Here is a 23,724-nt window from a genome sequence, read left to right as displayed (position 1 = left end):
ATTGTATTTGTATTGCAATTAATCAAGTAATTTCATTTACCGTGTAGTTGCTTTTTTGATATTAGCTTGCCAATTATGCATGCTCAATCGCTGCAATCATCCTGGCTAAATCTACTGATTCATCATTTTCACGGCTTAATGTTGCTTGCATTTGACCGTTCATGAATAGCGCCATCGTTTCTTGTAGAGCAGCGTAATCTTGCTTACCCATTAACACTGCACTCTTGCTATTGTCAGCACCAGCAATCAAGATCGGTGCTGAATCACGATTAGTTGCTTGAATAAGGGCTAATAAATTTGCTCGAGCTTCAGTTGGCGTTACGATATCCATAGTTATCACCGCTTTCTTTACTTTATTATCTAAAACCAAAGTATCACCTCGTAACCTATTTTTTAGTTAGCATAATTCCCCCTCACCGCTTCACCTCTGCAAACTCCATGACAATTTCTTCATTTGGAATCTGCAGCTTATATTCCCCAGCTTGGTACGTCCGCGTCCACGCACTTTCATCGCTATGCGTTAATGCACGTAAGCTGGCTGCTTCAAAATGCCCGTAATGTGCCCAAACATAGCTTAAGACACCTCCCACTTCGATATCTTCACTAATATTTTGTTGCTGTGCAAGGATTTGCGTAAGAGCTGCTTGATCCAGCGTTTGTAAAATATCTAATTCCCGTTGGCCATGGAATTGCTGAGCAACTGAATCATAGACGGGCCCATGCGTATAAGCTAAGGTGTCCTCACTAAACAATAGCCTTTGATATTGCTTCACAAATATACCTTGGGCAAAATATAGTAACTTTTGCAATTTCATTTGGGTTAACGTTGATACGGTAACATCAACCTGGCGTTGCATATAGTCTTGGGCCATGAACCAAGCAGCAACATCTAGGGCCTTGGGAAACCGTGCCCGTTCAAATTTTTCAGCCGTTAGTTTTTGTAAAACAGCCATATCGTTATTTGAATACTTCTTTACATCTGAATCAACAAACATTTTCTTCAATGTCGTAACATCATAATCCGCAACCCGTTCAATTAAATTACTATTGGCCCGCGTTGGTAACGAACCGGCTTCATATTGTTCAATGGTTGATTTGGCCAGACCTAAGAAATTAGCAAAGCCGCGTTGTGACAGCCCGAGGTGGTGCCGAATCGCTTTGATTTCAGGCGTTGTCAACAAATTGTTACGGTGTGCATAGGCAGCAAATAACCGTTCATCGCGGACTTGAGCCAAGTCACGATCAAACACCTCTTCACTAGTTGCTGCATGAATGCGAACGGGAACTTTTTCAATTGAAATTTCAGTCCCTTTGACTTTGGCGGTAATATCTTGGTAAACGACATTGGTTGCCGAAATTGGGACAAACTCATCTAAACTCTCAACATAAAATTCATTCATAATATTACCTCCTAATAATCTTCATGAACTGAAATAATCCAACCACGCCCTTTTAGTAGCGTAATTATATCATCGCCCCGAATAAAGGGCAAACATTAAAATTAAGCTATTCGCAACGCAACAAAAAAGCCAGGTAACGCGGAATAACCTCGCTACCTGACAATGTTTGAACGGGATTGTGGCATCCCCGATATTTAATATTGTGCATATATATTAGTCGTCTAGGACATCCTTCAACACCGGCCTACTATTAGGCATTTTGCTTACCGCGCATCACTACTAGCCCAATAAGTATAATCATGAATCCATATAGCAAATATAACTTAGTTGGTGAAATCCCGACCATCAGAATAGACACTAAGGCCGCACCAATTGGGTACACCATTTCTTGAATCGTATAATACCAGGTGATAACATCGGCTCTAGTTTCTTCACTCAAAGACGTTTGCATCGCGGTATAGCTAATTGGACTCGCAAACGTACTGATCAATGAGATTACCATGCTCACAACCACCACCGCAACTAAGGCCACTGTTTTGGACGTAATCCCAAACATGAAGGCTAATATTAGATACAGTGCACCAATTGATATGGTTGTGACTCTTAATATTTTTAATGCATTAGGCGTCTTTTTAAAGAATGCGACCGATGCGCCGACCACTGCCCCGATACCAGCAATCCCTTGGACGAGCCCCAAATATTTTTCCGTAACAAACCCGCCCGTTACTAGAATATATGGGATGGCCACAATTTCTGATACCAAAAATATTCCTAAAAGCGTCTCTAACAGAAATACTTTTCTTACAGTTGGTTGCTTTAATACTGAAGCAACCACCATTTTGAAGCTTGGTAGCGCTGCATTGTCATCCGCACTACGCACACCTTGATACTTAACCCGCGGTAATAGAACAATCCCAATCAGCGAAATTCCCACTGCCACCCAGAGCGTGTTTGGCAAACTTATCCATGCCCACAACAAGGCTGTTATGATCGGGTTAACGATTTGCAGCACTGAGATACTCCCTTGCTCTAATGCGTTTAGTTGCTGAATATGATCTTCGCCGACAATGTGAACTACTCGTCCATGAATAAACGAGCTTCAATTTTTAATTGAAAACGTTTAGGCAATGCACTCTCGCGAGTGGTTTCCACATTGGAACTCGTTGGATATATCGCACTTATTTTGCACGCTCAAAGTGATACGCACATATCCGCCCTCAAAGCCTTTCAAGACGACCAGGTTCTGTCTCGCCTATCTTTAAATTAATTTATTGCAATCAGACTACTTGGCCTAATTGCTGGGTAGTCTTTTAATTTGATGTGTTTTTCTGGGTCCAAGCCCCATGCCAAAATGTTTTTAGCGGCATTCAAGTCACGAGAAACCATGTTTCCAGTGTGTTTTGAAATCCATTCACGTACAATCACGGGGTGCTTTTCTGCAAATTCGGTGCCATATTCAACTTGTGACGTTTTGTAACTATCGACGCGGATCAACGTTTTACCGGTTTTATTAGCGGTCATTTCAATTAATGCCATGAGCCGATATGGTTTGATTTTGGCGAGTTTTCGATTTAAACCCGTATTGGTTCGCTTTACCGCCCGCATTTCTTTACTATCGAGTTGTTCAACAACAACTAAATCGGTAGCTTGGAACAGCGCCCGTGCTAATTTTTTATAGGCTTCATCCAAAAGATTGGTCCGTTTGACGTTTAAATATTTGATGTGTTGATTGATTTTGATCAACCGTTGACTATTAAATCGCAGCCAAGTCAGTTTGTCGCGCTTGGATTTTAAAGTATTAATCTGGGCTTCTAAATAATCTGCCTGGTCTGCAACCGTAGTGGCAAGATAATACGTTTGATCTGCTGAAGTATGAAAAATTTTATTATCTTTCATATTCCAATCAACGCCGATTTTATTGTCAGGTTTCTTACGTGCAACTTGTTCGCGGATTACTAGTTGTAATTCGTATTGGTCGTTACCTTTTAGTTTGATTTTAGAAACCACAATCTGTTTATTAGCCAGATTTTTGATGTTTTCGACAACTTGAACAACGCCGAAAGCTTGAATCTTGATTTGGTGGTTGGCGATGACTTGAATTTGCTTATTATCAGGTAATGAAATGGTTTTGTAAGAGTTACTATTGCGTAAGAAGTTGAGTGAACCTTTTCGGTACCACGACTTATGCTTTGCATTGTTACCATGTTCATTATTTTTGTAGGCCATTTTTTCCTGACTACTCATTTTAAAAGCTTTGAACAAGGTTTTGCGATATTGACCGAAATTAGTTATTAATGTCAGCAAAAATAACCGGGCTCCTTGCGAGTGCAAGCCGATTTTATTAGCCTGCCAACGATTTAAATCATAGCAATCTTTAGCAAATTTGCCGGCAATTTCAGCAACTAAAAACTTTTTAGCCGCCAATGATTGGGGAAATGGCCGTGAAACATGTTTGCGGCCATACGATTTTTCTAAATATTTAACGGCATAGTTATGCAATTTATTTTGGACGTGTAACCCGTGCTGATGTTTTAACATCAACGCTGGTGTGGCGACAAGCCGATAGTGGCGGACGTAGACATATTCCGTTGTTGATGTTAAATTAATCATAATTTTGGCAATTCCTTTACTTTGAATAGGCAGATTATAACATATTTAATCTGGACGATAAGGAAAAGTAACTTAAAAAATGGAGCTTTCATCACAGCTTTGAAAAAACGTGCCTTTCGCCCCAAAAGCAGTAAATTTGATTATTCATATAAGCGTAATTAAATATACGCATGAATATGCCATTAATGCTCAAAAACAGCACCGCGGTATAGATCATTGCTTTATTATCACTGATGAAGAAACTATATAGCAACATCGAAAGCGTTGCCCCGACTAATCCAATCGTAGACAATAAATGATTATCAAATTTATGAAGCAACACGGTAATTGGCTTAGCAAGGACCAAGCCAATGATTGGGCCAGTTATCAACCCCAGACCAAAACTAACGGAACTATGGGTTTTATTAAGCAACTCCAAACTCGTCCCATAGTTAAAGATTCCGTTGGCAGCCAAAGTCGCAAACATAATTAAGGCCGGAATCATTATTTTTATTTTCATACGCTATCTCCCATTCCTTTTTTATAAATTATATACTTAACTTCTAATAAAAAAACAATTTTATCATTTATTTATAATTTTCATCAAAAAAATCAAAAGGTGTCCATAACGTAATTACCTAGTGAAAACGACAAAAAAATTGCTAATTCATAAAAAGCAGCTCTGCACTGACCTACTTAAAAATGACAAAACACCCATTTTTGTCATTGACTTTTAACTTTTTAGCGAATATTATATTCGAATATAAATTAGTGATTATTTAATAATAACTAAACATTAGAGCGTAGATTGTTAGAGGAATTAGCCGGAAAGAACTCCGGAAATATTATTTATTGGATGGTAATACTAATGAATGAACACCATTTTTCAATGAGAATATCCCTTTCAGAGGGAATCAATACTTTTGGGAGCATGCTTTCTAAACTTCTATTTGTATATTACTTATCTAGCGTTACCAACAGCGTAATTCTAGTAGGATATTTGTCAATTTTACTTATAGCACCCGCTATTTTGTTCGGTCCGTTCATCGGATCATTTATTGATAAGGTTAAAAATTTAAAGAAAGCCGGAATTGTAATAAATCTTTTGTCATCAGTATTATTGTTATTCTTATCGATATTTATTTTCTATTTTCAAAATGAATCTTGGTTAACAATACTAATTTTGATTATCGCATTTATAAACGCCCTTTTATCAGAAGCGTATGATCCTACTGTACTTAAGTTAATTAGAAATACTATTCGCCCAGAAAACTATGGGGACGTCCTTTCTAAAGTTACGAGCTTTTCAACAATGGGGGCAATAATAGCCTCTCTAATATCCGGTTTGTTGATGTCTAAGCATACTATTTGGATTGGCTTTGCCCTTGATGGAATAAGTTTTATCGGTGCGAATATTCTCTTACTACAAATTACCAACGTGCCCCAAACTATTCATGAAGAAATTGATAATCATACTGGTAACAAATTCAAGAGTTTTTTGTCAGATTTCCAAAAGCCAATCGTCACGCTGATATTCATAACTTCATTTTCTTATAATTTTATACTTGCCCCTTTTCAAGTGTACTCGTCATCTTTAGCACATTTATTAAGTAATGCTCGATTGATTGGACTTTTTCAAATTTCATATACTTTGGGAATTTTATCAGCAAGTACTTTATACAGTAAGCTATCTAAAAAATGGGCCGATAAATGGTTCTTTATTACTGCCATAACCATAGTCCCACTTGTATTTTTAATTTGGTCTATTTCGAAATACGAGCTTATAACCTTGCTAGCTTTCTTTATACTTGGAATCGCAATTCCATTTTATAACATCACTTCTAAAAGCCTATTTATGCGAACTATTGATGAGTCCAGATATGCAACATTCATGGCAACTTATAGTTCTATATTAGGCATGGTACAGCCCTTGTCCTTACTTATTTTACCAGCCCTAATAACAACTTTTAATTTTAAAAGAGTAGCACTGTTTGTTGCTTTGGCATATGCAGTAATCGCATTTGCTGGGAATAAAGTATTCAGAATGGTTAAGGAGTAATTGATTCCTAGATTAAATTGATACAGCTAACAATAAGGACTTCTATACCAAAGTCAGTTAACAGGACATCGATTATATGAAGTCTTTTTAGTGCACTGGGTGAAGCACACTTATTTTATTTAACCAACGAGCCGTAGTTATAGGACTGGAATTGTCAAATTATGTTAATCTCCTTCTCGCTCTAATCCGTCACTGATACCAAAAATAAACCCCTGAAGAAAATTCTTCAGGGGTTTATTTAGTCTTACACGTATATATTGATTTTCTAGGCTTCATCAAACCACGCTGCTAAAGCTTGTTCATCCTCAGTTAAATCATGGATTTGTATTTGATCGATGAGTTCGTGTAATTGCGTTGTTAACAGTTCGCTTGCCGTCATCTGCTTAAACCCGAATACAGCTAATCTTCGCTCGTCATTCATGGTCATTACCTCCATCTCTAATTGACTTACTATACTAACATTGGGCTTGCTTTGCACATTAATTCCAGACGCATATTCGAGCTAATTAAATTCTGGCATAATCATAAATTATGACTTGCCATTCGATAAAGACATTATTTTCATCAGTAACGCGTGAACAATTAAAAAAGGCGCCGATACTCCCCAAAACGTTCATGATCATTGTGAAGTCTAGTTCATTAATTTCGATAATATACACATCATCTTGCTCTTCTAAAATATTTAAATGTCCAAAGGTGGTAAGCACCATTAATAACTGATCTTTTTTATTCTTATCCACGATATTACTCCTTCCAGTTGCGTGATTGCTTATCGTAATTATCCTTGCCATGATACCACTTCTCATACTGTGTGGGCCACCAAACTAAAACAATCAGCCTCATCAATGTCGTCACCTGGTATGGTAACAACGAACCACCTCCTCTATGCAGCGCCAAATCACCATTGACTATCCCCATAATTTGCTTTATATTTGTCACATATATATGACAAATAATGATCGAGGTGTTATATGAATCGGGTTCGTGAGTATCGCAAAGATTTAAATTTTACGCAAATGGATTTAGCGCAATTAGTTGGGGTCGCGCGCCAAACGATCAATTTAATTGAAAATGACAACTATAATCCATCGTTAGCATTATGTATTAACATCGCCAGGGCTTTAGATACGGATTTAAATACCCTTTTTTGGGAGGAAATTAACCATGAAAAACAATAAACGCGCCAATTTTTTAATCAAACGGTTTCACGGGATTGAGGATGTTTTAGATGAATATAAGGAAAGTCAGGTGAATCGATTCGGCAATATCGCCTTCATTACCTTGCTCAGTTATTTAGTCCTATCAACGTTCATCGCGTACCTTATTTATCTGATCAGCCTTAAATGGGCGTTCATATTCATAATTACTAGCAACACCCTCTTATGGTTCATCTCGCTATGCGTAGGTGCATGGTTTGTACGCTTGAAGCAATTAGACCAGCTTGGTGTCCAATCTGATGACCTGCCTAGCGTTAAGCAGCGCTATCTAAAGCGTGCTTGGGGTGCTGGGATTGGGTTGGGGATTGGTATCTATGCCCTCAACATTATCCTTGATGTGATCACGGGGGCGCGACCATTTTACGCAAGCATTGGTAATGTCTCTTACATTATCACGGCTTTGTTTGTCGGCGTGGTATTTGGCGGGTGCACATATTACTGGTATTTACGTAAGTTAAAGTAGTCGCCAGTAGGTCCATAACTCTTCAAATTTTGATTTAACCGACACATATCACACCGATTACTAATGATATAATAATCAACAACAAAATAAGTTTATCTTAAACTTTTTATACTATAAGTATTTTTTCATATTTTACTAATCAAAACATAAAAAAAAGCGTATTATTAAGGCGTAATCATTAAAACGCTTTTTACAAACGTGATAGAGGAGAGAAGTTATTATGGACTTAGTAGAACAACTAGTCAGTGTTGTGGGTAGCAAGAATGTCATTACCGATGCCGCAAAATCTTTACGTTTTCGCAAAGGCTATCGCTCAGGTAAAGGTGATGCGGTGGCCGTCGTCTTTCCAACGACGTTAATGGAAATGTGGCGTGTACTGAATGTTTTGCATGACCACAATATCATCATTATTATGCAAGCCGCCAATACGAGCTTGACTGAGGGCTCTGTCCCTGCCCCCGGTTATGATCGGCAAGCCGTGGTGGTCAACGGGATGAAAATTAAAGATTTAGCATTAATCAATCACGGGGAACAAGCCCTCGCCTTCCCTGGGACAACCCTATTTCAGTTAGAAAATAATTGCGGCCCCTTAAACGCGAACCCCACTCCGTCATTGGCTCATCTAACTTGGGAGCCTCTGTCATTGGGGGAATTAACAACAATTCTGGTGGGGCCTTGATTCGCCGCGGACCCGCTTATACCGAATTATCATTGTATGTCTGGATTGATGAACATGATGAAATGCACTTAGTTAACCACTTAGGGATTGATTTGGGTGAAACGCCAGAAGAAATCATTACTAATTTGGAAAACCGGAATTTTGATTTGGATAATGTTCCTGCTTCTGAACGGCATGGTTCAATGTACGACCATGAAGCGGTGGTGCGCGATGTTGAATCTGATCAACCAATTCGCTACAATGCCAATCCCAAAGAATTGTACGAAGTATCTGGATCAGCTGGTCACGTGGCGGCCTTGGCGGTGCGCTTAGATACCTTCCCGATGGATGACAGAACGCAAATGTTTTACATTGGTACGAATAATCCCGATGAGTTGGAAGATATTCGCCGCCACATTATGACGACCTTCAAAGAATTGCCCGTTTCTGGTGAATATATGCATAAAGATGCTTATAAATTGGCCAAGAAATATGGGAAAGATTCATTGATTGTCATTGAAAAAATTGGGACCGGTCACTTGCCTGAAATGTTTGCGCTTAAAGCTTGGGGTGAACGCTTCTTGAAGCATATCCCCGTGTTCAAGCCTTACTTCCCCGATCGCTTGCTCCAAACGGTAAGTAATGTCTTCCCTAATCAAATGCCTAAACGCATCGATGATTATTACGAAAAGTACGACCACTACCTCCAATTGGAAATGGCCGGGGATGGAATTGACGAAGCCCGTGCCTATCTCAAAGAATATTTTGCTAGTGCGAGTGGGGATTACTTTGAAGCCGATGCCAATGAAGCTAGTAAAGCCGCTACCCACCGGTATGTAACTGCGGGGGTGGCAATTCGCTATCAAGAATTAAAACAAGATAGTATTGATATCTTACCCCTTGATATTGCGTTGGCAAGTAATGAATACAAGTGGTTCGAACAGTTGCCTAAAGAAATTGAAGACCAAATCGAACACAAAATTTACTACGGGCACTTGCTTGATCACGTTATGCACCAGGATTATATTCTCAAACCCGGTGTCGATGCACATGCCCTGAAAGCAAAAATGCTTAAAATTTTGGATGAACGCCACGCCGTTTACCCAGCCGAACACAACGTTGGACACTTATATGTGGCTGCACCAGCCTTGGTCGAACACTACAAGAAAAATGACCCAACTAATAGCTTCAACCCCGGCGTTGGTAAACAAACCATGTCTAAGCACTGGGGTGTGTATTAGTGAGAGCGTGAGAGCAATCAGGAGCTAATGAGGACTACACTAAATAACCGTCTTGAAGAATTTTCTTCAAGGCGGTTATTGTTGTTTTGCGACTATATCAGACTCCTAGCAACAAATTACTACCAGAAAAGAGTTATGGCATGTTACAATACGTGGGTCAGTTAATTACCAAGAACCCGATGCTGTAACATCGAGTCCTTGATAATTAATCGATTCGTAAGCATCAACTAAATCGTTTAGATAATCGCTAGCTCTGCAAAGCTAAGGCGATTATTTTTTTGCCCTTATTTGGCTTTGTGGGGCGTGAAATGGCCTATTGTTTCCATGATATCCCCCTCATCAGTCTTTGATTTCCAGTCGTTACTCTAGCTCTCCATTGCTGAAGTTGCGCTATTTTTAAATTTACTTTTTAGGCAATGTGTTATACATCGGCTTTTGCTCTTGAAATAAAGCAGTCCGGATATTTAGTATGGGCGCAAAATAAGCTCAATATCATGTATAATGCTATTGAAAGCAAGGAACCTAATAGTGGTTTAAAGGCCTTTAGGGCAATATCTGATATAACTAGTGCTTATGGTTTAAGCTTGGACATAAAGCAACATATTAGAAACAACGTAAAGATGACATGGGTAGCGAGTTATTTGCAGAAAAGCTTTAAGCAAATAGATAATATTTTGGAGGATGCCTTGAATGATTTGCTTTGAGACTGATAAAGCTGCTGAACTTTTTCACGAATTAAACAACAAATATTTAGAAAAATTTGGTATTGATTTACCAAGTAATATTCAATTTGGTTTAATAACTGAGTTTGATGTTCAAAAATGGATGGATATAGTTGATAAGTCTGATGAAGAACCATTTAGACGTGATACACCAGAAGAAGAAACATATCTCTACTAATAACCATGTTCAGGAGTTGATAAAATGATGATTGTGCCTAAAGGAATTGAATATTGGACAAAAGATGGTATCGCTGATGACGCACCTGATTGGGCAAAAATTGAATATGCGGAATACCTAGAACAAATGGACGAAAAGCCCGATGAAAATGGTGTAGTGAACCAGAAATAAAATTTAAATAATTAACCATATCAAGCAGTTATTAAGTAGTATTTAGTAACCGCTTTTTTGGTACCCAAAGCCATCTGCTCCTATGCTAAATATCCGGACTACTTTATTTCTAGAATCAAATCCACGATAACGAAAGTATTGCACCCATCACTGCCGGTGCCAAAAAGGGCGTCATCTCAGCTGCGGCATGCACGACCAATTGGCTAGCGCCGGTCGCCCAAGTCCTAAATGACCTCGTACCGATTTTATCAAAGGTTTACGACAACTAAATAGAAATACCCCGATACTAAATATCATGACTGTTTCATTTAGTATCGGGGTATTATTTTAATTATCTTTTTTTGCTTTATTTTCTAGTTCTCTCAGTTGGCTTTCGAGCTCATCAACTTCCTGTGCCAGTTCAAAAACATCTTTATCTCTATGATCAATCCCCAAAATAAAACCTAGAAAAAGTAAACACGGAATCGTAGCAATAGTACTAACTATCCTTTCTTTTTCAGAAATTGTAGTAAATAGTCCGATCAACGTCCAAATTGGTGGTCCTAAGCAAATAACTGTTGTATATATACTATTTATTCGTAACCTTTTCTCATTGTTTTTTTTACTCATAATTTCTCCTAGGCGAAAGCATAGCCGTCATACCGACTAGCTACTTTATTTCGTCTTTTCGCAATGGAGTCACGTGGCGATGTACCACCAATATCAATTGCTTTTACGACACTATATCTTGATATTGTACCATTACTTGCCCCCTATACTAAATATCCGGACCGCTTTATTTCTAGAACCAAATCCATGATAACGAAAGTATAGCACGCATCATTACCGGTGCCCAAAAGGTCGTCATCCCGGCCTTAGCTGGTAAACTCGAGGGAGTTGTTACCACTGGCAATGGGCTACAATACCGACATGATCGTCTCAAGTGATGTCATCGGCATGCCGTATGGTTCGTTGTTTGACGCCACCCAAACTAAAACTACCACCCTCCCAAACAGCCAAACCCTCGTCAATGTCGTCGCCTGGTATGAGCATTGGCGTATATTGGAGACCTGTAGTCTGTAGTGTGATGGGGCCGTATAGTATTCACTCATATAGTTCAATAGTTCCTATACCTTTCAGCTTATTTAAAATGGTAAATCATCATCAGTTATTTCAGCTTGATTAGTATTTTTCGACTGCTTATCTTCATACATGTTAATCAAAAAAAGACCTACTGTAGCACATGCATTCACAATAAAATATGCATAGGTTGGATCTTTAATAAGTGGCTTATCTGAATCCTGTCCATGAATTAATGTAAGATCACTCCGTGTAGTTTCAATTCCTCTAGTGATATTCTCAAGCGCATTAGCAATGTCTCTGATTGATTGGGGAATAGTATTTTCTGTGCCATTCATACTAAAGGTGTTTAGTGTGTCCTTCAGCAAGGGTTTTCTCGTTCCTCTTGATGCATCTTTTTCATAGTCAGGTGTCTTCTTCAAAATTTCCTTCATGATACTTTCTAACACCGAATTAGCATGTCCAATCGCTTCACCTGGATCTTTTTGAACATGTTTAAATGCCTTTTCAAAACTAGTTGCAGCATTTTTATAGTCAGCTTTTAACTTATTCTTGAACATCGGAATTGATGGAATAAAATCTGGTGTTTCAATGCCCATATCAATCGCTATTTTAACTAATTTTTCAGGTGAAGCCAGGCCAATATTTTTTAATGTCTCTCTTATATCTATATCAAATCCGTGTCCCTTTTCTTTTGAGTATGCAATATCAAAATCAACATTTCCAAACGAATCAATTTCTTCTTGATACGCTCTTATATAGTATTCACAATACTCTAAATCATATTTGTTCATTAATGCGATTTCTAACTTAGAAATTAAATCTATTCTATATTTAGGTGAGATATCCATAATTCTGATCCTAGTTCCATTGTTTTTAGTTTATTAATTAATAAGATACACCATAAAGAATATATTAAAAAGCTTTAGTTTTATTAAATGCAAGGCAAACTAAAACTACCTCCACCCAAAACAACCAAACCCTCGTCAATATCGTCAGCCAGATGGTAACGAAAAGGCAGCTTCCATTGGGAGGCTGCCTTTTATGTGGGTATTAAGGACTATCACCTACAAATCAAACACAATACTAATACTTATGATAGCGCATAGTACTTCATAAAATGAGTTCACATTCCAATTTTCAGGATTAACTTTTCCATGTACAACTGCATGCCTTTTAACAGTATCCCCATCCTTTTTATAATCCTGGTATCTACTCCTATACTAAATATCCGGCCTACTTTATTTCTAGGGCCAAATCCATGATAACGAAAGTATAGGAGTTTTTAATTATGCCAACTAAAAAATACACAACTGAATTTAAAGCCTCAATCGTCGCCTTGTACAACGAGGGCCGCTCAGCCAATTCGTTAGCTAATGAATACCATCTTGCCGTTCAAACAGTAACTGGCTGGGTAAAAAAACGCAAGTTGTCTGCACTGACACCAATGGACAACCCGTTACGCAGACTGAATTTAATGCCATGAAGACAGTTTCGTTCTATAAATTATAGCTATCTTTTTTATCTAATTTACCTTATAATTTAGGTGAATTAGAGAGAACTTTGCAACACAATTACTTTTAACTGCGATTATGTCGGCTAAAGGACGAAATAACAGAAAGAGGAATATTATGAAAGTTTGGAAAATAATTAGCGGTTTAGAAATTATCTGTTTTATTTTAGGATCAATCTTTTTATGGTTTAGAAAAATAGACGGTACAGGGGCAGTAAATACTTTAGAAAACAAGTTAATTTCTATTGGAGTATTGGGAGTAGTTTTGGTAGTCTTACTTATTATTCAAGGAATTTGTTATTTATTGTTAAAAAGGGATTAAATAACATGGAATGAGTTTTTTAGTTGGTGGGGTTATTAATTCCGTTATGTATTGCTCCTATACTAAGTATCCGGACCGCTTTATTTCTAGGGCCAAATCTATGATAACGAAAGTATAGCACGCATCACTACCGGTGCCCAAAATGTCGTCATCCCGGCACCCGTGGGCAGCTCAATCGGTGGCATTGGGCTACAACACCGCCATAATCGTCTCAAGTGATGTCATCGGCATGTCGTATGGTTCGTTATTGTGATGTCACCCAAACTAAAACTACCACCCTCCCAAACAACCAAACGCTCGTCAATGTCGTCGCCTGGTATGACAACGAAAATTCGTTCGTCAGCCAGATGGTCCGAACATTGGAGTATTTTGCGCAGTTGTGATGTGATTTTGGGGGAAGTGAAAAGGCAGCTTCCGTGGGGAGGCTGCCTTTTGTGATACTATTAGGGACACTAAGACTTGCATATAGAGCTATTCTTAATGAATAAGGTTACATATTATCTTTGCCATGCCTTTATCAATATCAATTGACAAATAATCAAATTTGCTTGATAATTACTTTACAGATAACTTGAGACGGATAAAGCCGGGTCCCTGAATTGGGGTAGGTAGATATTTCTACTGAGAATTCCTTTGCTCCTGGGGTTGTCTTATTTTTTTGCATTTAAAACCTCATTAACAAATAAATTCGGTCTTTTTTTAATTTCTGAAAATATAAAATCAATAAGTTGTTGAGAGTAAGTATACTCAACTCTGGAACCAATCTTATGTTTATATACTAAATATCCGGCCTACTTTATTTCTAGGGCCAAATCCATGATAACGAAAATATAGCACGCATCACTACCGGTGCCCAAAAGGTCGTCATCCCGGCCTTAGCAGGTAACCTCGATGGGCGTTGTTTCCACTGACCAAATCAATGCCGCCATGCAGGCAGCTCAATCGGTGGCATTGGGCTACAACACTGACATGATCGTCTCAAGTGATGTCATCGGCATGCCGTATGGTTCGTTGTTTGATGCCACCCAAACTAAAACTACCACCCTCCCAAACAACCAAACGCTCGTCAATGTCGTCGCCTAGTATGACAACGAAAACTCGTTCGTCAGCCAGAGGGTCCGAACATTAGCGTATTTTGCGCAGTTGTGATGTGATTTGGTGGTAAGTGAAAAGGCAGCTTCCGTGGGGAGGCTGCCTTTTGTGGGTTGGATGCGCACATTACTTAAACTTAAACTTAAACTTGTCTATCCTTGCTTGATCAATAATCCATTTATTCAATCTTTCTTCGCTCTTTTCATTTGTGCCAAAATAATGAAATAATTCACTCATTGGATAAATACTTGCAAAATTACTTATTAATTCTGAATTCCATTTTTGGTATATTTCCCAATCAAGTTCCGGCAATTTACCAGTCACGTTCTCTTCTTGTAATTTTTCGGTAACTTCATCGCTTGAAAAGTAATTATCCCTTTTTAAATCTAATATATATGCCAGAGCATTTTTTTGTTTATCAGGATAATGTATTCCGTCTTCTTTCATGTTACCTTTTGCACTCAACTGATTGAGTACATACTCTTTTTGATCTTCGAAGCGATAAATTTTTGCAAGAATCATACTGCCTATAAATTCAGCATCCATGTCTTTTTCAGCTAACTTAGCATATTGATTCATTATGTCGATTATTACTTGCTTTAAATCTGTATCAAAGAATTTGAAAAAGTAAATCAAAAACGATTCATATTCCGTTACATTATCAATGTTGATAATGTCTTTCAAAACACTAAAATCAAAAGTTTTATCTTGATACTGGTTCATTATTTCTACATACAAGTAGAAGTTACTATCATGAAATTCATATTTTCCCGTAACTATTTTTGCTAGTTGCCTTTCAATGACTGCTTTAAGCATATGCTTCTGTAAATCTGTCAAAACGTCAAAATTCTTACTAATTGTTTTTAGAAGCGGCTTTAATTCATCACGATTAGTATTAAACAAAGTATAGTCTTCAAATAACTTTACTAACCTATTTGTATGTTGCTTTTCTATCTTCTTAATATGCGCTAAAAATTGAACATATCTTTCTAAGATGTTTCTTTCAGGTTGCAACCTTTGAGTTATTTTAGCTGACCAATATATTGCTTGATCGAGGATATAATCAATACCTTCATCAGATACTTGAATACTCTTTATTCCATACTTTCCTAAATATAAGTCGATGTTCTTGGGTTTAATAAACGGCACAATATTTTCTAAATCAACTAATTCAAATTGTGCCATTTCTGTTGCTGCATCTTTAAATATTCGATTATCACTTGGATCATGATTAATTTTGTATGCCATCGCTAAAATATGAAAATACTTTGTTACGACATCTTGAAAAATCGTGTATTGGTAAATACAAATACAGTTGCATTGGATAAAGTTCACAAAATCATAGAACTTAAATTTTGCATTGAATAAATTATTACTTATCGAAAATCCTCCCTGTTTAATTAACTCCATTTCATTTTCAATGCTAACACAAGTATAATCCAGTTCAGCTAACGTATTATATGCAAACTTATTTTTATAAATTTCTGTATTAAAAAATTGGACACCAGAATTACTGTCTCCCTTTGCAGATGGCATAATGCTATTGATTATTCCATTCAATTCTCTATTAATTAGTGAATTGCTAAGAGCATCTGATTTTTCTGGTTTTTTATTGATTTGATCAAATATACTAAGATGAATTGTATCAACATTCTTTCTCGCAATAAGCGCATTAATATAATCACCACGTTCAAAAGCAATATTTGCTAACTCTTCAAATTTATCTTTAGCAGCTGTGTACTGCATTGATTCATAAAGTTCAAAAGCTTCGTTTAAAAAATTATTTCTGTTGTATTTTATCGTATGTGAAAACTTTAAATTCAAAAACTCGATAAACATAGTCTTAGAATCCAAAAAATTTATCAACGCAGTATTATTTTTTTCATCAATATCAATATCAAAATTAAGTTTTGCACTTTCCGTTTGATCTGTATCCGTATTCGCGTTCGTTGCCACCCATTTGTAATTACCATTACTTAAATATGCTCGTTGCTTTAAATTCAATGCTTCTACAACATTATCAACTTGTAGATACGCAAACGAATTTAAGTGTTTAATATTATTCCAAAGATCTTGAGCGTTTTTAGGTTCATTCCTATTTTTCGTGGTAATTTTTTCTAAAAATTCTTCAGTTGCCTTACCTTTATCAAGGTCCGCCTCTTCAGTTGAAATAACAAAAAGCCCCTTCTTTGAATAATAAATTTTATATGCATCTTCCAGTTTTTCAGGGGTGTAAAAATACGCTTGGTTGTCGTTTTCGCCAAATGTATTTTGAATCAGATGATAGATTGAATTAAAGGTCGAATCATTTAAAGAATAACCTACAAACAACAAGGTATTATTCATAATCAAGGACTTAATTAATGTTGACATCATCGGAAAATTATTTTCATATTCCAGATAATCATCTTCTTTTAAAACAATGTTATTCTCAGCCAAATCACCATGCATTTTTATTAAATAGTTTGTCGAATCAGCATATGGAATATCATCATCCTTCTTCAAGACACTGTACATTTTTAATCCACGGTTTATCATGTCTTCCAGCAAGGTATCATAATTAGTCGTAATTATATGCTGCGGCTTAAATATTAACTCATGCAGTTTATTGGGCTGTGGCACCTTTCCTTCTGATAAAATTCCATTTATTTTCTCCATGTATTTATGCTTACCCCAAGTATCATAATACATTTGAGCTACTTTTAAATTATTAGTTTCGGATACATCAAGTTCTTTTCGCAATGGATCAATTAAATCATTCCAACTAGGCAACCCTGAGCCAATCGATACACCTGCCCCAACAAAGATAATCAACTTGTCATTATTCATAGCTGAAATCAAGTGTTCAATTGCTGCTGCTTCTAATTTTGTAATCACGCATCATACCTCGTATTTTCTAATATATTTATCTCGTTTTTTATTTTATCAATTAACAAGATACACCATTGATAAAAAATTAAAAAGCTTTAGTTTTATTAAAGATAGACTAAAACAAAAAAGCCCACCCGCAGGCAGACTTTCTTCGAAATACACTTACTAACTTACTAACTTACTAACATTAATTAAACAATAAGGGTATATCTTATGAGTACCCAAATAAAGAATACTGTAAAAAGTTACTTAAGATGCGTTTTTAATCATTCTTGCTCTCTATCTGCTAAATTATTCATATGATTCCACGATTCAATTATTTTAGCCCTATTATCATAAGTTCTTAAGCTATTAGCAAATTGATTCATAATAATTGAGCTTTTCATCATCAAATTCATAGAATCAAAATTAGGTATTATATTTTTAATCATTGGAATTGGTTGATGCACTTGAACGCTTGGGATACTGATTTTAGTACCCTCCAGCATTTTACTTACACTACTCGAGATGTCCATATTTTTAAACTGTTTATTTATCATATTAAATACATTCGATAATTTATTAATCATTTCAGATATATCATGATGTTCATATTCAAAGAATTTATTGCGTATTATTTTCGTTTTAATATTTTCCAATACTTTAACAACTTTCACTACATCATCTTTGCAATAGCGCCAATTTTCATGTGATATTTCTTTATGATGTGCTACCTTATTCCTTAACTCACGTATTTTTGTTATATCAATACTTTCGAAAGTATCCGTTTTTAAAACTGGATTTAAAAATAGTTCCCATGTACTCAAAAACTTAGGTATTTCATTCAAATTACTTATTTTGTCTATTATATTTTTACCATTTTCGATATCTATACTTTCATATGTTTTATCTCCTTTATAAATCCAAAACTTTTCAAAAAAAAGTTTCTCTAATTCATGCAAATTTAAATTTTCAACAGTGGTATTCAAAGATTCATTAGTCTTTTGAGATATTCTTTTTGTCATATCCTGTATTTCATTAAAATGCGCTATTAAATAAAATAACTGTCTTAGATTTTCCTCGTAATCATATAGAATTGGATTGCATTTATCTGCATAATATTTTGATAAATTTTTGGATAAAAAAGTAATTTCAAAATCGGGAGATAAAACATATTTTATTTTTGAAATAAACTCATCGTATATTTTCATATGTTGCCAATGAATAGACGTTTCTGCAGCTAATTTAACAAACAAGATATTCTCCGCTTTTGCAATTTTAAAATTGAAATCTAGATTCACTCCAGTCTTATTTTTATAACTCAAAACCTGATTTTTCCTGTCAATTTCAAACAATTCAAAGTTCTGGACTGATTCATAAAATAGTCTTTTTGCTCCCTGCTCGTCATTCTTTGCCTTGAGTAACAATTCAAAATTTAGTTTAACCATTAAATACCTTCTCACTTTCTAACTGTAATCCACTCACCTGTTATTGCATTTTCTACTATTCCTTCAATGAAATCTTCCGCATGAATTTTTATAGTCTGTTCCGCTATTTCAGGTATAACATTCACATTTATTGATTCAATTTCAATATAACTATTATCAATAAAAGTAAAATCATGCTCTACTGGAACTACAAACGACTGTTGATTTGAATTATTCTTAAATATCTCTTTTACTTTGTCAAAAAGAACATATTTTAAATTATTATTCTGATCATAAACTTTTAAATCTTGAGAAATTTGCATTTTTTCATACCCGGATTTTACAAATTTCATTCCTATTTCTAATGAATACCCAGTTGTTATCGTCATATTAATATCTATATTCTTCATACGATTATCCCAGTTAGCATCATCCACATGATTGACTTTATACACATCAATTCCGTGTGATTTGGCATATTCAATTGCACCTTTTTGAAATCCTGATTTAGCCATAAAGATTCCTGACATTCCTAAATCTTCATTTGCAATGCTTGATAATGTTGCGATACGATCTTTACTAACGTTTCGACTATAATCTTTACACTCCACAATCATTGGAATTTTAACACCGTCAACCACATAATCAAATGTAATATCTACTTGATTAGGTGTGTTAGCTTCCCCGATTAATTTTTGATTATGTTGTATGTTTTCAAATGAATTTCCTTGCTTACTTAGTTTTTCAATAAGACTCATACAAAATAGTTCGTATTCTTTACCACTATTAACCATCTATATCTCTCCTTACATTAATAAATGTGCATTGCAATCAAAAGAAAACGTTCGTCCACACTTCAGTCAATTCAACATCATCACTGTCTGGTCGATGCTCGGTCTCTTTTGGAATTTTCACTAACGTTGGCACGGATAGCGCATTTCCCGTAATGATTGCTTCCCCTTTTCCAAGCATTGGAATCATCCGAAACGAAGCCCTGTCTAAGGTTGGCAATTTGCAAATCTTTATCATTCACAAGCCGGTGGATCACGTAATTGTGGACTTGTGACAAAATTGTGGGTGAAATGTCAGCTGGCCTTTGCGATGACAAGGTCAAATAAAATCCGAATTTCCGGCCTTCTTTGATAATCTCTTCAAACACCGATAAGCGATAATCTTGCCAGTCATCCCCGACGTTATGATGTGAACCATTTAAAATGTTGTGCGCTTCATCAATAATTAAGTGCTTCGTCTTTTGGGGTTTACCACCATTCACTACCCGTTTTTGTTCATCATAGATCATTTTAGAGAGTAGCATCGGAATGACTCGTTTTACTTCTTGATTTGTATTCACCAGCGAAATAACGTTTAGCGTTTTATAATTAGAATCTATATTGTCGACGACCTTGACAACCTTCTCCAATGCATCAAATGAGGCTTCTATCCGCTTAAATAACGGATTAATATGTTCGATATTTGTTGAGCCCCATGACGATACATATAACCGTTGAAACTCCAAATGTGCTTTCAGAAGTCCAATTGGTTTTTTCCCAGATAAACAGGATGTAATATCATTTTTTATAGCTTCTAGTTCCAGAAATTCATACATTTTCACGGATATTTTAGTACCAAAATTTATAAATGTTTCATTGTAAGTTACTCCATACATATCTTCATTTCTATAATTTCCAGTATTATACATATTTAGATTTTCAATCTTATTTATTCCTGGCTCACTTCTTGAACCACTGTACTTTTTAGCCAATTCAATCCAGTTCTTCTTGGCATCTTGTTGCGCAGCTTTCCCAGTCGTTAGTATTTTTATTAACATTCCAATAAAAGAATCTACGATTGCCTCAACTATTACCATATCTTCTCTGCTATTTAACTGATTCCAATATGTAATTGCCTTTCTAAGAAACGGTACCTGTGTAGCTGGCCGAGCATCGAATAAAATTGCTAAGATATCGGCATCGAATAAATAAGACTGCAAAATTGGCAACTTATCACCCTTTCCACCGTTTCGCGTATTGAGCTTATATACCTTCTTATGCTTTGCTTCAATTGCAAATTGGCCCGCCGATGTGTATTCACCATTAAAATCAATCACGTAAAATTGACTACCACTGGCAATAATCCCTTGCTTGTGCTCCGTTCTAAACAGCTGAATAAATAGCCGGTGCAGCGTATTAGATTTACCACTACCGGTATTACCAAATATCCCAATATGCGACGCAAAGAACTGGTTGATCGGCAGTTCAATTTTTTGCCCTTCAAGGAGCGAGTTGCCAATTTCAATTCTTGCGATGGCTTTACTAATCCCATAAATAACGCCCAATTCAGCCTTGGTCGTTACCGAGACTTCATTCCCAATCATTGGCACAAACTTACTCGTAACCTCAAACTTGCCATCACTAATAACCCCTTTGGCCTTTAATTGGACAATCCGGTTTATCGAATTCGGGTTATAACGGTTATCAAATTCCTTACTCTTGATAGTATTTTGCTGGTCGATTATCTTTTCACTGACAACTGAAGCGATTATTTTCACATCATCTTGATTGATAGTTACAAACGCACCAACTTTAACACCTGAAAGCACATCCCCGTACCACAAGTATTCGGAATCATTGGACATTTCATACATTCCGACTTGGGCGATATCCCCATCTACCGCGATAATCACCCCTAGCTTTTTAGCGCTCTGACTTGTCATTACTATCACTCTCCACGTTATTAATACTCAATATGCTAGTTAGGGCCGCCAAGTTACCCTTGATCTCATTGTCAGTAGCTTTAGTGTCACCATCAGTCACTTCAAGCTCAGCACCTGTAGATTTAAATAAATCCTTCATCTCAATCACGAGTAGTTGCTTGGATGTCGTTACCTTACTCCTAAGGTCCTTTGCGCCATCTTCGTCATAAGCCAAAATGTAGACTTTTAAAGATGGATTAGCCAACGCGTTGGTGACCATTTTTTTAATATGTTCATCACCAAACGAAAAGCCAATAACAATCAAAATAGATGATTCATGTTCGAGTTCTTGTTGAAACAATCGCAACATGGCGTAATAGTGTTGATTTTCAAAGGTATTCCGTGGTTCGTGACCGTCTGGTTTAACAATAAATGGTTTTTCTACTACGGATTTCATAATCTGGACTTTTTTATCATCGATTTTTTGCCAATTTATTGATCCATGCGGCTTAACGAGTGAAATTGACGGTACTTCGCTAATATTATTTTGGAACTGGCCTCGATATGCGGTGGTTTTGTTGTAGTTATAACTCTCCAAATACCGTTTGAAGTACCCGTTAGCACCATCATTAAAGACGATATGCATGTTTTCAGTCAAAATTTCATCCATCGCCTTCTCAATGAATAGGTCATAGTTGGTAGTAAAGATGTTAATCCGCTTGGGAACCTGCCGCGAATTGGAAACGTTTGTTAAATCAATGATGGTTTTAAGGAACGTTGTATAGTTAGCGAGTACGTCTTTTATATCATCGTCGATGGTTTTTACTGGGTCAGCGTTGCTTTCTAGGTCAGTCGTACTTGCTGGATTAGACGTATATGAATCATCTATCAAGCGGCTACTCACATCCTTGATATCTGCTTCAAGCTTTATATTATCCCCATCCATCAATTTAATTGCGGGTGTTGAGCACCCTGATCCAATCAGAAAATTCAGCCGCTTCTTAATTGCCATACTCTTTATTTCTTTAGCTAGTTCCGTAAATTCCATCTCGATATTCCATTCTTTTTATTTTATCAGTTAATAAGATACACCATTGATAAAAAATTAAAAAGGTTTAGTTTTATTAAAGACAAACTAAAACAAAAAAGCCCACCCGCAGGCAGACTTTCGTATCACTATTCTAGCTAAAACTAACTTCAATCGGCATCCCCAATTGATCCGCTACTAAGTTAAATTTATTTTCAATCGCACTACGCGAAAAATTGACATACAGATGCTCGCCGTTTTTGAGTTCGCGGGTTAATTTAACTCCGCGATCGGAAATTTTCTCAAACTGACCTACAAATTCAACCGTGGTTGGCTTACCATCAGTGATAAATTGTGATAGCTTTTCCCGATATATTGGTTTGGTAAATATATATTCCATTAACTGACCATACGCTTTTCTAGCACTATTCTGTGTAAAGGATTGACCATTGAAGCGGATGTATACTCCAAGATTTTCTTCTATTAGAGGATCGACAGCTTGCACATCATCTTCAACCTCAAACAAATCCAAATTAACAACGTTTAATAAGGTATCTTCAACAATTGACAGCATCTCATTGGCCTTACTCTTACTAAGCTTGTCAATATAGCTCAAATTACCTGCAGTTCCATTATCTAGTGGTAAGCCCATGTCATTGAACTTCGTAATTAGCTTGTTCTCTAAGTAATCGGTTTGCGATTTATCTAGATGACCATCTTCGCGCCCAAAGAAAATAACTTTGTGCCACCAGTCTTTATTCTTGTCATGTTGCAAAAGACGATTAATAATCTCACCAGATGCTTGACCAACATAGCGCTTATCCTCGCCAAGTAGAATATAAATCCCTGGAATATGTGCTTCCTCAAGCTTACTGATAGTACTCAAATCCTTGCGATCAGCAATAACAATTACCACTGGTTCAATATTGAACACCGAAATCGAATTATCATTGCCTTCCTTACTGATGAAAATGTGCTTGGTCATATGTGCTCCTTGAAATGTTATTACTATCATTGTACCTAATTTAAGATAAGTTTCTATAT

At 36.4% G+C, this 23,724-nt stretch carries 22 protein-coding genes and 5 pseudogenes; 11 read left to right on the top strand and 16 right to left on the bottom strand.

Features of this window, described 5'->3' with window-relative positions:
- Positions 1–73 precede the first annotated feature (73 nt).
- The 5 genes from HF964_RS01160 to HF964_RS01135 all read right to left on the bottom strand — a co-directional run bounded on the left by HF964_RS01160 (position 74) and on the right by HF964_RS01135 (position 4,509).
- Positions 74–370 (bottom strand): type II toxin-antitoxin system Phd/YefM family antitoxin, encoded by a 297-nt coding sequence (locus HF964_RS01160; RefSeq protein ID WP_246220220.1) that lies wholly within the window; start codon positions 368–370, stop codon positions 74–76.
- A 43-nt stretch (positions 371–413) separates the two neighbouring features.
- A complete protein-coding gene (locus HF964_RS01155) occupies positions 414–1,400 on the bottom strand; it encodes a type II TA system antitoxin MqsA family protein (protein WP_168721214.1) in 987 nt (328 codons plus the stop codon).
- Positions 1,401–1,650: 250 nt separating this feature from the next.
- Positions 1,651–2,469, bottom strand: coding sequence for an MFS transporter (locus HF964_RS01150; RefSeq protein WP_338091072.1), 819 nt, complete (start codon positions 2,467–2,469; stop codon positions 1,651–1,653).
- 194 nt (positions 2,470–2,663) lie between these two features.
- Positions 2,664–4,010 (bottom strand): RNA-guided endonuclease TnpB family protein, encoded by a 1,347-nt coding sequence (locus tag HF964_RS09915; protein WP_210726972.1) that lies wholly within the window; start codon positions 4,008–4,010, stop codon positions 2,664–2,666.
- 91 nt (positions 4,011–4,101) lie between these two features.
- Positions 4,102–4,509 carry a hypothetical protein gene (locus tag HF964_RS01135; protein WP_168721211.1) on the bottom strand — a complete coding sequence of 136 codons (408 nt, stop codon included), beginning with the start codon at positions 4,507–4,509 and terminating at the stop codon, positions 4,102–4,104.
- 348 nt (positions 4,510–4,857) lie between these two features.
- Here HF964_RS01135 and HF964_RS01130 point away from each other — a divergent pair, with 348 nt between their 5' ends.
- Positions 4,858–6,048: an MFS transporter gene (locus HF964_RS01130; protein WP_168721210.1), complete on the top strand. Its 1,191-nt coding sequence runs from the start codon at positions 4,858–4,860 to the stop codon at positions 6,046–6,048.
- A 265-nt stretch (positions 6,049–6,313) separates the two neighbouring features.
- Here the strand turns inward: HF964_RS01130 and HF964_RS01125 are convergent, their stop codons facing one another.
- A complete protein-coding gene (locus tag HF964_RS01125; protein ID WP_168721209.1) occupies positions 6,314–6,469 on the bottom strand; it encodes a hypothetical protein in 156 nt (51 codons plus the stop codon).
- An 85-nt stretch (positions 6,470–6,554) separates the two neighbouring features.
- The gene (locus HF964_RS01120; protein WP_168721208.1) at positions 6,555–6,839 is read right to left on the bottom strand and encodes a hypothetical protein; all 285 of its coding nucleotides are present in this window, start codon (positions 6,837–6,839) and stop codon (positions 6,555–6,557) included.
- A gap of 180 nt (positions 6,840–7,019) precedes the next feature.
- Between HF964_RS01120 and HF964_RS01115 the strand changes: the two genes are divergently transcribed.
- The 5 genes and pseudogenes from HF964_RS01115 to HF964_RS01095 all read left to right on the top strand — a co-directional run bounded on the left by HF964_RS01115 (position 7,020) and on the right by HF964_RS01095 (position 10,698).
- The gene (locus HF964_RS01115; protein WP_168721207.1) at positions 7,020–7,226 is read left to right on the top strand and encodes a helix-turn-helix transcriptional regulator; all 207 of its coding nucleotides are present in this window, start codon (positions 7,020–7,022) and stop codon (positions 7,224–7,226) included.
- Entirely contained in the window at positions 7,213–7,728 is a 516-nt protein-coding gene (locus HF964_RS01110; RefSeq protein WP_168721206.1) for a DUF3278 domain-containing protein, read from the top strand. Before HF964_RS01115 ends, HF964_RS01110 begins: the two co-directional genes overlap by 14 nt.
- Before the next feature lie 220 nt (positions 7,729–7,948).
- Positions 7,949–9,627 (top strand): annotated as a pseudogene (gene dld / locus HF964_RS01105) (D-lactate dehydrogenase).
- Between the two features lie 690 nt (positions 9,628–10,317).
- A complete protein-coding gene (locus HF964_RS01100) occupies positions 10,318–10,527 on the top strand; it encodes a hypothetical protein (protein ID WP_168721205.1) in 210 nt (69 codons plus the stop codon).
- A 24-nt stretch (positions 10,528–10,551) separates the two neighbouring features.
- On the top strand, positions 10,552–10,698 hold the full coding sequence (locus tag HF964_RS01095) for a hypothetical protein (protein WP_168721204.1): 147 nt from the start codon (positions 10,552–10,554) through the stop codon (positions 10,696–10,698).
- 327 nt (positions 10,699–11,025) lie between these two features.
- Here the strand turns inward: HF964_RS01095 and HF964_RS01090 are convergent, their stop codons facing one another.
- Positions 11,026–11,307 carry a hypothetical protein gene (locus tag HF964_RS01090; RefSeq protein WP_168721203.1) on the bottom strand — a complete coding sequence of 94 codons (282 nt, stop codon included), beginning with the start codon at positions 11,305–11,307 and terminating at the stop codon, positions 11,026–11,028.
- A gap of 285 nt (positions 11,308–11,592) precedes the next feature.
- On the opposite strand from HF964_RS01090, the pseudogene HF964_RS01085 reads away from it, so the two are divergent.
- A pseudogene (locus HF964_RS01085) lies at positions 11,593–11,760 on the top strand (hypothetical protein); the annotation flags it as partial.
- A gap of 62 nt (positions 11,761–11,822) precedes the next feature.
- Here HF964_RS01085 and HF964_RS01080 read toward each other — a convergent pair.
- A complete protein-coding gene (locus HF964_RS01080; RefSeq protein ID WP_168721201.1) occupies positions 11,823–12,608 on the bottom strand; it encodes an abortive infection family protein in 786 nt (261 codons plus the stop codon).
- A gap of 440 nt (positions 12,609–13,048) precedes the next feature.
- Between HF964_RS01080 and HF964_RS09945 the strand changes: the two genes are divergently transcribed.
- From HF964_RS09945 to HF964_RS10070, 3 genes and pseudogenes are all read left to right on the top strand, one after another.
- Positions 13,049–13,243: a transposase gene (locus HF964_RS09945; RefSeq protein ID WP_420850115.1), complete on the top strand. Its 195-nt coding sequence runs from the start codon at positions 13,049–13,051 to the stop codon at positions 13,241–13,243.
- 145 nt (positions 13,244–13,388) lie between these two features.
- On the top strand, positions 13,389–13,592 hold the full coding sequence (locus HF964_RS01070) for a DUF3923 family protein (RefSeq protein ID WP_168721200.1): 204 nt from the start codon (positions 13,389–13,391) through the stop codon (positions 13,590–13,592).
- 184 nt (positions 13,593–13,776) lie between these two features.
- Positions 13,777–13,975 (top strand): annotated as a pseudogene (locus HF964_RS10070) (type I glyceraldehyde-3-phosphate dehydrogenase); the annotation flags it as partial.
- A 267-nt stretch (positions 13,976–14,242) separates the two neighbouring features.
- Here HF964_RS10070 and HF964_RS09940 read toward each other — a convergent pair.
- Positions 14,243–14,359: pseudogene (locus HF964_RS09940) on the bottom strand (DUF3644 domain-containing protein); the annotation flags it as partial.
- A gap of 133 nt (positions 14,360–14,492) precedes the next feature.
- Here HF964_RS09940 and HF964_RS01060 point away from each other — a divergent pair.
- Positions 14,493–14,741, top strand: a pseudogene (locus HF964_RS01060) (type I glyceraldehyde-3-phosphate dehydrogenase); the annotation flags it as partial.
- A gap of 69 nt (positions 14,742–14,810) precedes the next feature.
- On the opposite strand, the gene HF964_RS01055 reads toward HF964_RS01060, so the two are convergent.
- The 6 genes from HF964_RS01055 to HF964_RS01030 form a co-directional block, all read right to left on the bottom strand.
- Entirely contained in the window at positions 14,811–17,561 is a 2,751-nt protein-coding gene (locus HF964_RS01055; protein WP_168721199.1) for an SIR2 family protein, read from the bottom strand.
- Positions 17,562–17,821: 260 nt separating this feature from the next.
- Positions 17,822–18,982, bottom strand: coding sequence for a hypothetical protein (locus HF964_RS01050; protein WP_168721198.1), 1,161 nt, complete (start codon positions 18,980–18,982; stop codon positions 17,822–17,824).
- Positions 18,983–18,993: 11 nt separating this feature from the next.
- Positions 18,994–19,755, bottom strand: a complete 762-nt coding sequence (locus tag HF964_RS01045) for a restriction endonuclease (RefSeq protein ID WP_168721197.1) — start codon at positions 19,753–19,755, stop codon at positions 18,994–18,996.
- An 80-nt stretch (positions 19,756–19,835) separates the two neighbouring features.
- Positions 19,836–21,674: an ATP-binding protein gene (locus tag HF964_RS01040; protein WP_338091058.1), complete on the bottom strand. Its 1,839-nt coding sequence runs from the start codon at positions 21,672–21,674 to the stop codon at positions 19,836–19,838.
- On the bottom strand, positions 21,655–22,599 hold the full coding sequence (locus HF964_RS01035; protein ID WP_168721196.1) for an SIR2 family protein: 945 nt from the start codon (positions 22,597–22,599) through the stop codon (positions 21,655–21,657). Before HF964_RS01035 ends, HF964_RS01040 begins: the two co-directional genes overlap by 20 nt.
- Positions 22,600–22,834: 235 nt before the next feature.
- Complete coding sequence (locus tag HF964_RS01030; protein WP_168721195.1) at positions 22,835–23,665, bottom strand: GIY-YIG nuclease family protein; 831 nt, start codon at positions 23,663–23,665, stop codon at positions 22,835–22,837.
- Between the last annotated feature and the right edge of the window lie 59 nt (positions 23,666–23,724).

Origin of the sequence: Periweissella fabalis, assembly GCF_012396505.1 — a bacterium.
GTDB classification, from domain to species: Bacteria; Bacillota; Bacilli; order Lactobacillales; family Lactobacillaceae; genus Periweissella; species Periweissella fabalis.
The sequence above is the reverse complement of the archived record's forward strand: the minus strand, read 5'-3'. Positions and strand labels throughout refer to the sequence as shown.

Coding starts and splice junctions, on each gene's coding strand:
- HF964_RS01155 (WP_168721214.1), bottom strand. CDS start 1,400: ATGAATGAATTTTATGTTGAGAGTTTAGATGAGTTTGTCCCAATTTCG.
- HF964_RS09915 (WP_210726972.1), bottom strand. CDS start 4,010: ATGATTAATTTAACATCAACAACGGAATATGTCTACGTCCGCCACTAT.
- HF964_RS01135 (WP_168721211.1), bottom strand. CDS start 4,509: ATGAAAATAAAAATAATGATTCCGGCCTTAATTATGTTTGCGACTTTG.
- HF964_RS01130 (WP_168721210.1), top strand. CDS start 4,858: ATGAATGAACACCATTTTTCAATGAGAATATCCCTTTCAGAGGGAATC.
- HF964_RS01125 (WP_168721209.1), bottom strand. CDS start 6,469: ATGAATGACGAGCGAAGATTAGCTGTATTCGGGTTTAAGCAGATGACG.
- HF964_RS01120 (WP_168721208.1), bottom strand. CDS start 6,839: ATGGCAAGGATAATTACGATAAGCAATCACGCAACTGGAAGGAGTAAT.
- HF964_RS01115 (WP_168721207.1), top strand. CDS start 7,020: ATGAATCGGGTTCGTGAGTATCGCAAAGATTTAAATTTTACGCAAATG.
- HF964_RS01110 (WP_168721206.1), top strand. CDS start 7,213: ATGAAAAACAATAAACGCGCCAATTTTTTAATCAAACGGTTTCACGGG.
- HF964_RS01100 (WP_168721205.1), top strand. CDS start 10,318: ATGATTTGCTTTGAGACTGATAAAGCTGCTGAACTTTTTCACGAATTA.
- HF964_RS01095 (WP_168721204.1), top strand. CDS start 10,552: ATGATGATTGTGCCTAAAGGAATTGAATATTGGACAAAAGATGGTATC.
- HF964_RS01090 (WP_168721203.1), bottom strand. CDS start 11,307: ATGAGTAAAAAAAACAATGAGAAAAGGTTACGAATAAATAGTATATAT.
- HF964_RS01080 (WP_168721201.1), bottom strand. CDS start 12,608: ATGGATATCTCACCTAAATATAGAATAGATTTAATTTCTAAGTTAGAA.
- HF964_RS09945 (WP_420850115.1), top strand. CDS start 13,049: ATGCCAACTAAAAAATACACAACTGAATTTAAAGCCTCAATCGTCGCC.
- HF964_RS01070 (WP_168721200.1), top strand. CDS start 13,389: ATGAAAGTTTGGAAAATAATTAGCGGTTTAGAAATTATCTGTTTTATT.
- HF964_RS01050 (WP_168721198.1), bottom strand. CDS start 18,982: ATGGTTAAACTAAATTTTGAATTGTTACTCAAGGCAAAGAATGACGAG.
- HF964_RS01045 (WP_168721197.1), bottom strand. CDS start 19,755: ATGGTTAATAGTGGTAAAGAATACGAACTATTTTGTATGAGTCTTATT.
- HF964_RS01040 (WP_338091058.1), bottom strand. CDS start 21,674: ATGACAAGTCAGAGCGCTAAAAAGCTAGGGGTGATTATCGCGGTAGAT.
- HF964_RS01035 (WP_168721196.1), bottom strand. CDS start 22,599: ATGGATGGGGATAATATAAAGCTTGAAGCAGATATCAAGGATGTGAGT.
- HF964_RS01030 (WP_168721195.1), bottom strand. CDS start 23,665: ATGACCAAGCACATTTTCATCAGTAAGGAAGGCAATGATAATTCGATT.